This is a genomic window from uncultured Kluyvera sp., from assembly GCF_902485085.1.
GTDB lineage: Bacteria > Pseudomonadota > Gammaproteobacteria > Enterobacterales > Enterobacteriaceae > Kluyvera > Kluyvera ascorbata.
In genome coordinates, this window is the sequence record NZ_CABTJS010000009.1 from 1 (window position 1) to 13439 (window position 13439).

Sequence of the window (13439 nt, forward strand, 5' to 3'; positions counted from 1 at the left end):
GAATAACGCTTGCTTACTATGACCGGAAAAGCCGTAGTATTATCCGGATAGACTAGGAAAGTGTTACCTATGTTCCCGGTCTGAAGTGTTACCTATGTATCCGGTCGTACATGCGCTCGCCCGGGCTACACTGAAACGCGTAGCCCGGCCAAGCGCAGCGCCGCTAACCCACCAGCGCCTTATCTTTGGCCAACATAAACGGCCGCAAATACCCCACGGCGTTGGACAGCGGCAATACGTCATCGCTCAACGCAATATTCAACGTCTCGCGGATATACGCTCGCCGCGCCTCAATGCGTGCCCACAGCGCCGGATACGCCTGCGCTATCTGCTGGCGCAACGCGGCATCGGCCAGCGCAATGCTCTCTTCTGCACTCGTCCCGGTATACCCCGGCACCGACGGAATAATATCAATCTGCATCACCATGCCGCTTTTCAGCGTTTCGACCGAGCCTGAATAAACCGGCGAAGACATCCACTCTTCATCGGCGCTCAAATGCCCCGGATTAAGATGCCAGCCGTACTGCGCTTTTGGCAGCACGCGTTCGACTAAATCGTACAGCTCGCCGCCCGGCATCCCGACCTTAATTTGCTCAAGCCACGCTGCCACCGCACCAAAATAGGGCTTCACCACCCGGTCCAGATAATCCCGCTGGTTTTCCGGCAGCTCGCTTTCCTCGGCAATCACAAAGCCAGTGCGGCTGGAAAGCCCGCCCTTAAACCCGGTGGTCATCGACAGCGGCTGGCCGCGTTCGACTTTTTTCCACGAAGGGTAGAGGTTTGCTTTCTCGAAGCGTTGCCCGGCTGCCGCGATGGTGACGACTGACGGTGCCTGCCCCTCGGCGGCGAGCAGGGCGCCCAGCTCCACTTCACGAACGCCCGGTTCAACGGCGTCCAGCGCCGCCAGCATGCAGCGGGAGGCGAGGTTGGCACCGTATTCGTAATGGGCAATTTCGTTGGCGTTATTGACCGTTCTCGCCCCTTTATCACCGCGAATAAACAAATGCGCGGCGTTGACCAGATCGGCATGGGTACTCTGTTTTATCGCTTCGACGATAAACCACGGCAGGTCAAACAGCTTCGCGTTATCGCTCCCGACGGTGGAAAACATCTTCCAGCCCACCAGCCCGACCTTGGACATCGCGCTCAGTCCGGTTTCGCTGAACAACTGCGCCAGCGACTTTTCGTTGTCCATAGGCTGATTAGGCAGCGAGAACAGCGGGCAGTGCTTTAGCGTCACCGGAATACGCGAATGAGCCGCCATCTTCAGGTTTTCGTTGCCGAGAATGGCGGTGGCGTGCCCGGATTTGTGCAGCACCAGAAGCCCCTCTTCAAAGCGCGGAATAAACCCGGTCAGGTACTCAAAGTTACCGCCGTGCTCTTTGTCGGCGTAAATCACCAGCGCATCAAAGCGTTCTTCCTGCATCCGTTCGAGCAGCTTGTTTTTACGCTCGAGCAGGGTGGCATCGGTCAGCGTGACCGGCGGCACGTCGCTGAAACCGCACGGCGGCTGGATGGTCTTTAGCTTAATATCCCTTGAATTCATCATTCACCTCCTGATGTGTTGACTGGCAGTGGAAAGCGGCATACTAAGACGTTACCATAGCGCCTCTTTTTTTTCCGGATAACGATATGCGTGTTTTACTGGCACCGATGGAAGGCGTGCTCGACTCGCTCGTTCGCGAGCTGCTGACCGAAGTGAATGATTATGATCTATGCATCACCGAATTTTTGCGCGTGGTGGATCAGCTGCTGCCGGTAAAATCGTTCCAGAAACTCTGCCCGGAGCTGCATAACGAAAGCCGCACGCCTTCCGGTACCCGTGTGCGCATTCAGCTTCTGGGGCAATACCCGCAGTGGTTGGCGGAGAACGCTGCCCGTGCGGTGGAGCTCGGCTCCTGGGGCGTAGACCTCAACTGCGGCTGCCCATCGAAAACGGTAAACGGTAGCGGCGGCGGCGCGACGTTGCTGAAAGACCCGGAGCTTATCTATCAGGGCGCGAAAGCGATGCGCGAAGCGGTACCCGCGCACCTGCCGGTCACGGTAAAAGTGCGTCTGGGCTGGGACAGCGGCGCGCGTCAGTTTGAAATCGCTGATGCGGTGCAGCAGGCGGGGGCGACCGAGCTTGCCGTTCACGGGCGCACCAAAGAAGATGGCTACAAGGCCGAGCGCATCAACTGGCAGGCGATTGCCGAGATTCGCCAGCGGCTCTCCATTCCCGTTATCGCCAACGGCGAAATCTGGGACTATGAAAGCGCACAGGCCTGCATGGCCGTCACCGGCTGCGACGCGGTGATGATCGGTCGCGGGGCGCTGAACGTGCCGAACCTCAGCCGGGTCATCAAATATAACGAACCACGTTTGCCCTGGCCGCAGGTGGTGGATCTGCTCAAGAAATATACCCATCTGGAAAAGCAGGGCGACACCGGGCTCTATCACGTGGCGCGTATCAAGCAGTGGCTGGGCTATCTGCGCAAAGAATATGCCGAAGCCACCGAACTGTTCACCGCCGTGCGCGCGCTACAGGAATCGAAGCTGATTGCCCGGGCGATAAACGACTGGCAGGCATAAAGTATCCGATCTGCATCACAATTTTCCGTTTGCTCCATTGAGCTTACGGCAGTGAAAATGAAATACTTCTTCTCGATTGTTACTGCTTCGGCAGGCAAAACCTGATGTTCTGGCTCCTGTCAGAAGTCAGGTTTTTTTGTTTCTGGGGTTCATAAATGCAGATCGCCAAAGTTCTTAATAATAATGTGGTGGTGGTTCTGGATGAACACCGGCGTGAGCAGGTTGTGATGGGGCGAGGGCTAGCCTTTCAGAAACGCGTCGGCGACTCATTGGATGAGACGAAAATCGAGAAAATTTTTGCCCTGCAAAGCGACGAGCTGTTAGGGCGTTTAAGTGAATTACTCAGTCAGATCCCGCTTGAGGTGATGACCACCTGCGACCGGATTATCGAACGGGCGCGCGAGCGGCTTGGCAGGCTACAGGAGAGCGTCTACATCACGCTAACCGACCACTGCCACTTTGCCATTGAACGGCAAAAAAAGGGCGTGGCGCTGCGCAATGTGCTGTTGTGGGACATTAAGCGGCTCTACCCGAAAGAGTTTTCGCTGGGGCAAGAAGCGCGGGCGCTGATTGAAAAGCGGCTCGGCGTGGCGCTGGCGGAAGATGAGGCCGGGTTTATCGCCCTGCATCTGGTGACGGCGCAGCTCAACAGCGAAATGCCGGAGGTGATGCACGTCACTCGGGTAATGCAGGAAATTTTGCAGTTGGTGAAGTATCAACTGCGGCTGGAGTACAACGAAGAGTCGCTAAGCTACCAGCGCTTTGTCACCCACCTGAAGTTTTTCGCCCAGCGGATGCTGACGCGAACGGTGGTGGAAGATGACGATGCTGAGCTGCACGGCGCGGTGAAAGACAACTACGCGAAAGCGTGGAAGTGTGCGGAAACCGTGGCGGTGCATTTGCAAAAAAGTTATCAGCGGTCGCTGACGACGGAAGAAATTATGTTTCTCGCCATTCATATCGAACGGGTGAGAAAAGAGGGGCGTTAATCCCCAAAGCACAATGGGATTGTTACTGCATAATGCAGGCAAAACCCGAGCGCGGTGCCATCTGGCGTCGTTCTCGGGTTTTTTTGTTTTTATATACTCGGTCAAGGAATTCAGCATGAAATATCAGGAACTCGCGCAGGATATTCTCCGCCACGTAGGCGGCAAGGAGAATATAGTGAGTCTGGTTCACTGCGCAACGCGACTGCGTTTTAAGCTTAAAGAGAGCGGCAAAGCAGACGCCGAGGCGCTGAAGGCGAACCCCGGCGTCATTATGGTGGTCGAAAGCGGCGGTCAGTTTCAGGTGGTGATCGGCAACCACGTCCATGACGTCTGGCTGGCGGTACGCGAGGCCGCAGGGATAACCGACGATAGCGAACCGGTGGCTGATAAAGGCGAGAAAACCTCGGTACTGGGCCAGATTATTGATGTGGTCTCCGGCATTTTTGCCCCGTTTATCGGGGTGATGGCGGCAACCGGTCTGCTGAAAGGGCTGCTGGCGCTGGCGGTGGCGTGCGGCTGGCTGGATACCGAGCAGGCGACCTACAAAATCTGGTTTGCGGCAAGCGACTCGCTGTTCTTCTTTTTCCCGCTGTTTCTCGGCTACACCGCGGGGAAAAAGTTTGGCGGCAATCCGTTTATCTCCATGGTTATCGGTGGGGCGCTAACCCATCCACTGATGATTCAGGCCTTTGAGGCAGCGCAGACGCCGGGAGCAAGTGCGGAGTATTTTCTCGGTATACCGGTCACCTTTATCAATTACAGTTCGTCGGTTATTCCCATCATTCTTGCCTCATGGGTAAGTTGCTGGATTGAACGGCGCAGTAACGCGCTGCTGCCGTCGGCGATGAAGAACTTTTTTACCCCCGCTATCTGCCTTGCCATCGTGGTGCCGCTGACGTTTCTGGCTATCGGGCCAGTTGCCACCTGGCTTAGCGTGATGCTGGCAAACGGCTACCAGGCGATTTATGTCGTCGCGCCATGGCTGGCGGGGGCTGCATTGGGCGGGTTGTGGCAGGTCTGCGTGATCTTCGGTCTGCACTGGGGATTGGTGCCACTGATGATCAATAACCTGAACGTGCTGGGCCACGATTCGATGCTGCCGATTATTCTGCCAGCGGTGTTGGCGCAGGTAGGGGCGGTGCTGGGGATTTTCCTCGCCACCCGCGATGTGCGCCAGAAAGTGCTGGCGGGGTCTGCATTTTCAGCCGGGCTTTTTGGTATCACTGAACCGGCGATTTATGGCCTGACGCTGCCGCTGCGTCGTCCGTTTATCTTTGGCTGCGTCTCGGGTGCCCTCGGCGGTGCAATTACCGCCTTTAGTTACAGCGCGACGTATTCTTTTGGCCTGCCGAATATCTTCTTCCCGGCGCAGATGATCCCGGCAAGCGGCATTGACGCCAGCGTTTGGGGCGGGCTGATCGGTACGGCGGTGGCCTTTATCCTCTCCGGCACGTTAACCTTCTTCTTCGGAATGCCTCGGCAGGCCGCAGAGCCCACCTCGGTGGCAAAGGCGTCAGAAAACGACGTGCTGGCGCCGATGACCGGTACCGTTCTGGCATTGGAAAATGTACCGGATAGCACCTTCGCGAGCGGACTGCTCGGCAAAGGGGTAGCGATAATTCCGAGCGAAGGCAAAGTGATTGCGCCGTTCAACGGTGAGGTCGCCTCGATTTTCCAAACCAAACACGCCATTGGTCTTGAGAGCGACAGCGGCATTGAGCTGCTGATCCACGTGGGCATTGATACCGTCAAGCTGGACGGCGTGCCGTTCACCGCTCACGTGAAAGAGGGGGATAAGGTGCAGGCGGGGGATCTGCTGCTCACCTTCGATCGTCAGGCCATTCTGGACGCCGGTTACGACCTGGCGACGCCAATTATTATCAGCAACAGCGACGATTACCCGGGGCTGGAAACCGTTGCAGGCAGTTCGGTTAGCGCCGGTCAGCCGCTGTTGACCATTACGCATTAATCACAGGAGAGAGAGATGAAAGCATTCCCGAAGGCGTTTTATTGGGGCGGCGCAACCGCAGCGAACCAGGTCGAAGGGGCATATCTGGAGGACGGCAAAGGATTGTCCACCTCGGATGTGCAGCCGCAGGGCGTTTTTGGCGATGTGGTTGAACGCATCCCGGGCGATTCCGGTTTAAAAGATATCGCTATCGATTTTTATCATCGCTATCCAGAAGATATTTCGCTGTTCGCTGAGATGGGCTTTAACTGTCTGCGCGTGTCGATTGCCTGGACGCGCATTTTCCCGAACGGCGATGACGCTGCGCCAAACGAAGCGGGTCTGGCTTTTTATGACAAGCTGTTTGATGAAATGGCCAAGCACGACATCACGCCACTGGTGACGCTGTCTCACTACGAGATGCCGTGGGCGCTGGTGAAAAACTACGGCGGCTGGGGCAATCGTAAGGTGATTGGCTTCTTCGAGCGCTATGCACGTACGGTGTTCGATCGCTACAAAGGCAAGGTCAAACTGTGGCTGACCTTTAACGAAATCAATATGTCGCTGCACGCGCCGATGACCGGCGTGGGTCTGCCGAGCGACAGCAGTAAAGCTGAGATTTATCAGGCTATTCACCATCAGCTGGTGGCGAGTGCGCTGGCGGTGAAAGCCTGTCATGAGATTGTGCCGGAAGGGAAAATCGGCAACATGCTGCTGGGCGGCCTGATGTACCCACTCAGCTGCAAGCCGGAAGATATCTTCAAAACCCTGCAGGAGAACCGCGGCTGGCAGTTCTTCGGTGACGTGCAGGCGCGCGGGGCGTATCCAGGCTATATGCTGCGCTATTTCCGCGACAACGGTTTTACGCTGGAGATAACCGACGCCGACCGCGAAGCGCTGAAATCCACGGTCGATTTTATCTCGTTTAGCTACTACATGACCGGCTGCGTTACCGCTGACGAGGCGTTGAACCAGAAAGCGCGTGGCAACATTCTTAACATGGTGCCAAACCCGCATCTGGAAAGCTCGGAGTGGGGCTGGCAGATTGACCCGCTGGGGCTGCGCACGCTGCTGAACGTGCTGTGGGATCGCTATCAGAAGCCGCTGTTTATTGTCGAAAACGGCCTCGGCGCGAAGGACAAAGTCGAAGCCGATGGCAGCATCAACGATGACTACCGTATCAGCTACCTGAATGACCATCTGGTGCAGGCGCGGGAAGCGATTGAAGACGGCGTTGAACTGATGGGCTTCACCAGCTGGGGGCCGATTGACCTGGTCAGCGCCTCGAAGGCAGAACTCTCCAAGCGCTACGGATTTATCTATGTTGACCGCCACGACGATGGCACCGGTACGCTGGCGCGCAGCAAGAAAAAGAGCTTCGACTGGTATAAAGAGGTGATTGCGACCAACGGCGCAAGTTTGAAAGCGTAAGCGTTGGTGAATTGCCGGATGGCGCTTTGCTTATCCGGCCTACAAGCAATATCACTCTCCTGTAGGCCGGATAAGGCGCAGCCGCCATCCGGCACTCACCCTACTCACACTGGCTTACGCGCGCGCAGAATAAAAATCATCGGCCGTTCTTTCTCTTCATCCAGCGCCGGGTTGGCGGCAATCTGCGCGGCCGTTGGCCCCCATTCGTTGAGGCACTCAATGATGAAACCGGCGGCCACCAGCGCGTTAATCCAGCTACCCAGCGTCCGGTGTTGCTTCTTCACGCCGTCGGCAAACCAATTGCTGATACGCTCGCCTTCCTGCTGATAATGGCTAACTGGCCAGCTTTTCTGTCCCTGTTCATCCTCATGCCAACCCTGCTTGAGCGGGGCGGTATATATGGGATGTTCGGCGGAAAATAATAGCGTGCCGCCCGGCGTCAGGGCCTGATAAACGCAGGCGAGCAGCGGGGCAATATCGGGCAAATAGTGCAGCGCCAGCGAACTGTAGGCGACGTCATAGCTATTGGCGGCAAGCGTGAGGGTTTGCAAATCCTCGCAGCGATATTCAATCTCCGCGCTGTCGGTCATCTCCCGTGCGCGTTCCAGCATTCGACTGGAAAGATCCAGACCCGTAATCTGCGTTGCGCCCTGGTCACGCGCCCAGCGGCAAAACCAGCCGTAGCCGCAACCCAGATCCACCACGCGCTTACCTGCCAGCACGGGCATCATTTGCTCTATGGTGCCCCATTCCGGCGCTCCGTCGAGCCCTTTAACCGAACGATCGAGCGTCGCGTAACCGGCGAAGAAATCAGGGTTGTCATAAATGTTCTGACTCATTTCTACTCCATGAATTTTAATAATTTTTAACTGTCACTAAGTATGTCAAATTATGTTCTCACACGCTTTACTAAAAGGATTTAATCCATTTAAATTAATATAACCCTCCTACTTTTGTTACCTGACTTCTCAAATGAACTTAATTCTGAAAAAAAGCGTGCTGTCTGGCTTACCCCTGCTCATCGCGCTGGCTGGCTGTGCGCCGTCGCATGATATTGGCAGTCCTGTTAAACAGCAGGTTCCGGCCTCGAACGTTTCTACGGATCTCCCTGCGGCGGTCAAAAATGGCTGGCCGCAGAATAACTGGTGGCAGGGTTACCACGACGCGCAGCTCAATAGCTTAATTAGCCGCGCGCTGGCGAACGCTCCGGATATGCAGATTGCCGACCAGCGAATCAAACTTGCCGAAGCGCAGGCGCGTATGTCGAAGTCGTCTCTGGGCCCGGAAGTGGATTTCGGCGGGAATCTTGAGCGTCAGAAAATGTCCTCTGAAGGCCTGATGGGGCCATTTGCGACCGATACGGACGGCAACACCGGCCCGTGGTATACCAACGGGACTTTTGGCCTGACTGCCGGATGGGATCTCGACCTGTGGGGTAAAAACCGGGCGCAGGTGAAGGCGCGTATTGGTGAAGTGAAGGCGCAGGTTGCCGAGCGGGCGCAAACCCAGGAACTGCTCTCCAGCAGCGTGGCGCGCCTGTACTGGCAGTGGCAAACCGAAGCGGCAATCCACGGCGTGTTAGAGCAGGTGAAAAGCGAACAGAATAATATCGTGACCGTGGATACCGAGCTTTACCAGCACGGGCTGACCAACTCCGCCGAAGGGGCAGAAAACGATATTAACGTCAGCAAAACCGACCAGCAGTTGGCCGACGTTGCCGGCAACATGAAAGAGATTGAAGCGCGTTTGATGGCGCTGACCAACAGCCAGAGTCAGTCGTTGAATTTACGTAAAGTTGATTTGCCTGCCGTCGCCACTAAAATGCCAGCTCGCTTAGGCTATGACCTGCTGGCGCGTCGCCCGGATCTGCAGGAAGCGCATTGGTATATTGAAGCGTCACTCAGCGAGATCGACGCGGCAAAAGCGGCATTCTACCCGGACATTAACCTGATGGCTTTCCTGCAACAGGATGCGCTGCACTTAAGCGACCTGTTCCGTAGCTCTGCCAACCAGATGGGCGTAACCGCTGGTCTGACGCTGCCTATCTTCGATAGCGGCCGTCTGAATGCCAACCTGGATATCGCCAACGCGCAGAACAATCTCTCCATCGCTAAATACAATAAAGCGGTGGTGGATGCGGTAAACCAGGTAGCGAAAACCGCAAGCCAGGTCGAAACGTTGATGGAGAAAAACCAGCAACAACAGCAGGTTGAGAAAGATGCGCAGCGCGTGGTTACGCTGGCGCAGGCGCGGATGACCGCCGGGATCATTCCAGGTTCTAAGGTCAGCCTCGCCAAGCTGCCCGCCCTGCAGGAGCGCGTGAATGCGTTACGTCTGCACGGTCAGTGGCTGGATGCCAGCATTCAGCTGACCTCAGCCTTGGGTGGCGGCTATCTTCAGTCGGAAAAATAAGCACGATTAATATCTCATTCCCCTCGGCCTTTCAGATGCAGAGGGGAATGAAAAATAAATACCGGAATAAAATAGTATTAGCTATTAATATATTTTTCAAATATCTAAATTTTATGTTTATTAAAAATAAACAACCCCGCATTCATAAAAATGCATCACCGATCACGTATTGGTATTTAAATGCATGACACGTGATGTCTCACCCCCTAATATCGCCAGCCATAAAATTAATATTTTTATTGGATAGGTTTTTAATCGTTGTTTTTTATATTTGTCATTTCAATATTATAGCCAGTTCCTCACTGTTTTTGTTAACGAGAAAAATAGAGGACGATTGCGTGAAAAAATTAATAACCTTTGGGATGCTGGCATTAGCCAGCGCTTCTGCAGGCGCGGTAACGATTGACCTGCGCCATGAATATACCGACACCTCACAGGGGCAGAAGGATAGGGTGCTGATCTCACACCGTTTCGCTAACGGCTTTGGTTTTTCCGTTGAAGCGAAAACCAAGTCAGGCGGTGAACATTCAGATAAAGCATTTAATGATGTTGTAGATAATGGCGATGAATATGTTATTAGCTATCAATTTAACGCCATGCCAAATATAACCGTTCAGCCTGGGTTTGCTTTAGAAACCTCATCGTCGAAAGCAATCTATAAACCGTATCTTCGTGGGCAGTATAATTTCGAAGGGGGTTTTTACGTTGCCGCACGTTATCGCTATGAATATACCCGTGATACATCGAGTGCTAAAGATGATGAACATGTTAATCGTGGTGATCTATGGCTGGGATATAAAACCGGGGCGTGGACGTTTGAAGGAAACTATTTGTATAAGAAAAGCGAAGATTATAATCGTTACAATAACGGAAAAGATGACTATGAGCTGGATCTCAAAGTGGCCTACAGCATCGATAAAAACTGGAAGCCGTATGCGCAGATCGGTAACGTTTCTGTGAGCAGCGATGAAGACGATCGCCAGACACGCTATCGCGTCGGTGTGCAATATACGTTCTGATAAACCCTCGGTAGCCCGTCGCTCGGGCTACCTTCACCGTGCTTATTCCTGCGGTTTTTTCGCTTCCCGATGCTTCATCCACCAGCGAACGGCGATCACCAGCACGACGACCAGAACCAGCCAGATGAGATGCTTCAGATGCTTATCCAGATGGTGCAGCCATGGGCCAATCGCTTCGCCGCCCAGATAGCCGAGCGTGGTGAACAGCAACGCCCAGATTAACGCACCCAGAATATTCAGCGGCAGAAAGATCTTCGGCGGTAGCCCGCTGGCACCAATCAACAGCGGCCCAATGACCCTGAAGCCGTACATAAAACGGGTGCCAATCACGAAAAGATAGGGACGACTTTTAATCAGCCGCTGTGCCTTGCGAATGCGCGCCTGATGGCGTGAAAAACGCTTAAGCAGCCGCCCACCAAAGCGTCGACCAAGCAGGTAAAGCAGTTGGTCGCCAATCATGCCGCCTAGCGCCACAGAAATGACCACTAGCGGAAATTTTAACAGACCCTGATGTGCCACCACCCCGCCGAGCAGCGTAATGGTCTCGCCTTCCGCCATACTGCCGATAATCAGCGCGGCATAACCGTAGTGGGAAATCAGGTTATTGATATCCATGCAAACACTCACTCCTTACTGCCTCAATCCTTTAATCATACACCCTCACGCAAGAAGTGCGGCTGCGTCTATTTTTTGCGTTGTACATAAAACAATCTATTCATGTGAATTATACTTAGTACAACGTGGTACGAAGCCGTGCTGAGGAGGCGTTATGAACCATGTATGGGGACTCTTCTCCCACCCTGATAAAGAGATGCATGTTATTCGCAGTGAGAATGAATCTGTCTCTCACCACTATGTGCATCATGTGCTGGTGATGGCGGCCATTCCGGTGGTGTGCGCGTTTATCGGTACCACCCAGCTTGGCTGGAACTTTGGCGAAGGCACCGTGGTGCGGCTTTCGCTGATGACCGGGATTGGGCTGGCGATACTCTTCTACGCCCTTATGCTGGCGGGCGTAGCGGTGATGGGCCGGGTTATCTGGTGGATGGCGCGTAACTACCCGCAGCGTCCTTCACTCAAACGCTGTATGGTGTTTGCCGGTTATGTGGCGACGCCTATTTTCCTGAGCGGTATTGTTGCGCTCTATCCGCTGGTGTGGCTGTGCGCGCTGGTTGGGACGGTGGCGCTGTTCTATACCGGGTATCTGCTCTATGTCGGCATTCCCACTTTCCTCAATATTAACCGGGAAGAGGGGCTGAGTTTTGCCAGCTCCACTCTGGCGATTGGGGTGCTGGTGCTGGAAGTGCTGCTGGCGCTGACCGTGGTGCTGTGGGGCTACGGGTACAGGCTGTTTTAACCCGCTGAATGCATTGCTGATGTGAATATGAATTCCGTCAGCAATGCAGCATTTATTCACTATTCTTTTCTGGTAGATTCCGCGCACTCCGCGCTATGATGAGCCATTCCGCTTCGTACCCCTTAGGTACGAGGCGGTTGTCTATCATAATGTGCATAAATAACCGCCAGAATACTCACCATGCAGAAATTTCGCGTTTCCCTGCTCAGCCTTGCCCTTGTGCTGGCTGTGCCTTTTGCGCCTCAGGCGAGTGCAAAAACGGCTGTGACCGCCGTTGCCTCGCAGCCGGAAATTGCTTCCGGTAGCGCGATGATTGTTGATCTTGAAACGAACAAAGTTATTTACGCCAACCAGCCAGATCTGGTACGCCCGATGGCCTCTATCACCAAGCTAATGACGGCAATGGTGGTGCTGGACGCGCATTTGCCGCTGGATGAAATCCTGACTGTGGATATCAGCCACACGCCAGAGATGAAAGGGATTTACTCTCGCGTGCGCCTGAACAGCCAGATTAGCCGTAAAAATATGCTGCTGCTGGCGCTGATGTCTTCAGAAAACCGCGCGGCGGCGAGCCTGGCTCACCACTATCCGGGCGGCTATGACGCGTTTATCCGTGCGATGAACGCCAAGGCAAAATCGTTGGGGATGACCAACACCCGCTACGTTGAGCCAACCGGGCTGTCGATTCATAACGTCTCGACCGCACGCGACCTGACGAAGCTGTTGATTGCCACCAAACAGTACCCGCTGATTGGCCAGCTCAGCACCACCAAAGAAGATACCGCAACCTTCGTCCATCCGGCTTATACGCTGCCGTTCCGCAATACCAACCATCTGGTGTATCGCGACAACTGGAGCATTCAGCTGACCAAAACCGGCTTTACCAACGCCGCGGGTCACTGCCTGGTGATGCGCACCGTGATGAACAAACGTCCGGTGGCGATGGTGGTGATGGATGCATTCGGCAAATATACCCATTTCGCCGACGCTAGCCGTCTGCGCACCTGGATTGAAACCGGGAAGGTGATGCCGGTGCCTGCGGCAGCGCTGAGCTATAAAAAGCAGAAGGAAGCCCAGGTGGAAGGCGATATCGCCAGAGCCCAACGTAGCGGGCAGACCACCCAGGACGATTAATTATTCTGGCAGCGTCCAGTCACCATCGTTGAGTGGACGCTGCATAATTACCGTATCCCGCCAGTCACCCATCTTGTAGCCTACGCTACGCAATTGACCGACCACCTCGAAACCGTGCTTTTTATGCAGGCGCAGCGACCCGGTATTGTTATTGCCGTCGCCAATCACCGCCAGCAGTTGCCGCCACGGGCCTTGCTCACAAATGGCAATCAGCGCCGTTAGCAGGCTGCTGCCAATACCGTGTGCCGTCATGGTGCTGTCGACGTAGATAGACTCTTCAAGGGTATAACGATAGGCCGGACGAGGGCGATATGGGCTGGCATAGCAGTAGCCGACCACTTCACCGCGATACAGTGCGACTAGCCACGGCAGGCCCTGCTCTTGAATGCTGCGCATGCGTTCATGCATTTCATCAATGGATGGCGGCACTTCTTCAAACGAGGCGCGGCCATTAAGAACGTGCCAGGCATACAGCGCGGCAATGGCTTGTACATCGTCAGCCTGCGCGTGACGGATTTCAACATCGCCGTCGCGGGTGACATCAAGCGTAGACATCATTGTATTCCTTATAGTGTTCG

At 54.7% G+C, this 13439-nt stretch carries 11 protein-coding genes and 1 pseudogene; 8 read left to right on the forward strand and 4 right to left on the reverse strand.

Annotated elements, in window-relative coordinates:
• Positions 1 to 163: 163 nt before the first annotated feature.
• Positions 164 to 1546, reverse strand: coding sequence for a M24 family metallopeptidase (locus RDN66_RS01495; protein WP_308537485.1), 1383 nt, complete (start codon positions 1544 to 1546; stop codon positions 164 to 166).
• An 86-nt stretch (positions 1547 to 1632) separates the two neighbouring features.
• Here RDN66_RS01495 and dusC point away from each other — a divergent pair, with 86 nt between their 5' ends.
• The 4 genes and pseudogenes from dusC to RDN66_RS01515 all read left to right on the forward strand — a co-directional run bounded on the left by dusC (position 1633) and on the right by RDN66_RS01515 (position 6939).
• On the forward strand, positions 1633 to 2571 hold the full coding sequence (gene dusC / locus RDN66_RS01500; protein WP_123652684.1) for a tRNA dihydrouridine(16) synthase DusC: 939 nt from the start codon (positions 1633 to 1635) through the stop codon (positions 2569 to 2571).
• A gap of 155 nt (positions 2572 to 2726) precedes the next feature.
• Positions 2727 to 3560 carry a transcriptional antiterminator BglG gene (bglG, locus tag RDN66_RS01505; RefSeq protein ID WP_202217595.1) on the forward strand — a complete coding sequence of 278 codons (834 nt, stop codon included), beginning with the start codon at positions 2727 to 2729 and terminating at the stop codon, positions 3558 to 3560.
• Positions 3561 to 3589: 29 nt separating this feature from the next.
• Positions 3590 to 5529: pseudogene (bglF, locus tag RDN66_RS01510) on the forward strand (PTS beta-glucoside transporter subunit IIABC).
• 15 nt (positions 5530 to 5544) lie between these two features.
• Positions 5545 to 6939, forward strand: coding sequence for a glycoside hydrolase family 1 protein (locus tag RDN66_RS01515; protein ID WP_202217597.1), 1395 nt, complete (start codon positions 5545 to 5547; stop codon positions 6937 to 6939).
• Between the two features lie 104 nt (positions 6940 to 7043).
• Here RDN66_RS01515 and RDN66_RS01520 read toward each other — a convergent pair whose 3' ends face one another.
• The gene (locus RDN66_RS01520) at positions 7044 to 7778 is read right to left on the reverse strand and encodes a bifunctional 2-polyprenyl-6-hydroxyphenol methylase/3-demethylubiquinol 3-O-methyltransferase UbiG (RefSeq protein WP_202217598.1); all 735 of its coding nucleotides are present in this window, start codon (positions 7776 to 7778) and stop codon (positions 7044 to 7046) included.
• A 133-nt stretch (positions 7779 to 7911) separates the two neighbouring features.
• Between RDN66_RS01520 and mdtQ the strand changes: the two genes are divergently transcribed.
• The gene (gene mdtQ, locus RDN66_RS01525) at positions 7912 to 9351 is read left to right on the forward strand and encodes a multidrug resistance outer membrane protein MdtQ (protein WP_202217599.1); all 1440 of its coding nucleotides are present in this window, start codon (positions 7912 to 7914) and stop codon (positions 9349 to 9351) included.
• Between the two features lie 362 nt (positions 9352 to 9713).
• Positions 9714 to 10370 carry an oligogalacturonate-specific porin KdgM family protein gene (locus RDN66_RS01530; RefSeq protein ID WP_202218085.1) on the forward strand — a complete coding sequence of 219 codons (657 nt, stop codon included), beginning with the start codon at positions 9714 to 9716 and terminating at the stop codon, positions 10368 to 10370.
• Between the two features lie 42 nt (positions 10371 to 10412).
• On the opposite strand, the gene RDN66_RS01535 is transcribed toward RDN66_RS01530, so the two are convergent.
• Positions 10413 to 10985 carry a DedA family protein gene (locus RDN66_RS01535; RefSeq protein ID WP_123652679.1) on the reverse strand — a complete coding sequence of 191 codons (573 nt, stop codon included), beginning with the start codon at positions 10983 to 10985 and terminating at the stop codon, positions 10413 to 10415.
• Positions 10986 to 11139: 154 nt separating this feature from the next.
• Between RDN66_RS01535 and RDN66_RS01540 the strand changes: the two genes are divergently transcribed.
• Positions 11140 to 11727, forward strand: coding sequence for a Yip1 family protein (locus RDN66_RS01540; RefSeq protein ID WP_035895657.1), 588 nt, complete (start codon positions 11140 to 11142; stop codon positions 11725 to 11727).
• A gap of 180 nt (positions 11728 to 11907) precedes the next feature.
• On the forward strand, positions 11908 to 12861 hold the full coding sequence (pbpG, locus tag RDN66_RS01545) for a D-alanyl-D-alanine endopeptidase (protein ID WP_202217600.1): 954 nt from the start codon (positions 11908 to 11910) through the stop codon (positions 12859 to 12861).
• Here pbpG and RDN66_RS01550 read toward each other — a convergent pair whose 3' ends face one another.
• Positions 12862 to 13416 (reverse strand): GNAT family N-acetyltransferase, encoded by a 555-nt coding sequence (locus RDN66_RS01550; RefSeq protein ID WP_248538916.1) that lies wholly within the window; start codon positions 13414 to 13416, stop codon positions 12862 to 12864.
• Between the last annotated feature and the right edge of the window lie 23 nt (positions 13417 to 13439).

Coding starts and splice junctions, on each gene's coding strand:
- RDN66_RS01515 (WP_202217597.1), top strand. CDS start 5,545: ATGAAAGCATTCCCGAAGGCGTTTTATTGGGGCGGCGCAACCGCAGCG.
- pbpG (WP_202217600.1), top strand. CDS start 11,908: ATGCAGAAATTTCGCGTTTCCCTGCTCAGCCTTGCCCTTGTGCTGGCT.
- RDN66_RS01540 (WP_035895657.1), top strand. CDS start 11,140: ATGAACCATGTATGGGGACTCTTCTCCCACCCTGATAAAGAGATGCAT.
- RDN66_RS01550 (WP_248538916.1), bottom strand. CDS start 13,416: ATGTCTACGCTTGATGTCACCCGCGACGGCGATGTTGAAATCCGTCAC.
- RDN66_RS01495 (WP_308537485.1), bottom strand. CDS start 1,546: ATGAATTCAAGGGATATTAAGCTAAAGACCATCCAGCCGCCGTGCGGT.
- RDN66_RS01530 (WP_202218085.1), top strand. CDS start 9,714: ATGCTGGCATTAGCCAGCGCTTCTGCAGGCGCGGTAACGATTGACCTG.
- RDN66_RS01535 (WP_123652679.1), bottom strand. CDS start 10,985: ATGGATATCAATAACCTGATTTCCCACTACGGTTATGCCGCGCTGATT.
- mdtQ (WP_202217599.1), top strand. CDS start 7,912: ATGAACTTAATTCTGAAAAAAAGCGTGCTGTCTGGCTTACCCCTGCTC.
- RDN66_RS01520 (WP_202217598.1), bottom strand. CDS start 7,778: ATGAGTCAGAACATTTATGACAACCCTGATTTCTTCGCCGGTTACGCG.
- bglG (WP_202217595.1), top strand. CDS start 2,727: ATGCAGATCGCCAAAGTTCTTAATAATAATGTGGTGGTGGTTCTGGAT.
- dusC (WP_123652684.1), top strand. CDS start 1,633: ATGCGTGTTTTACTGGCACCGATGGAAGGCGTGCTCGACTCGCTCGTT.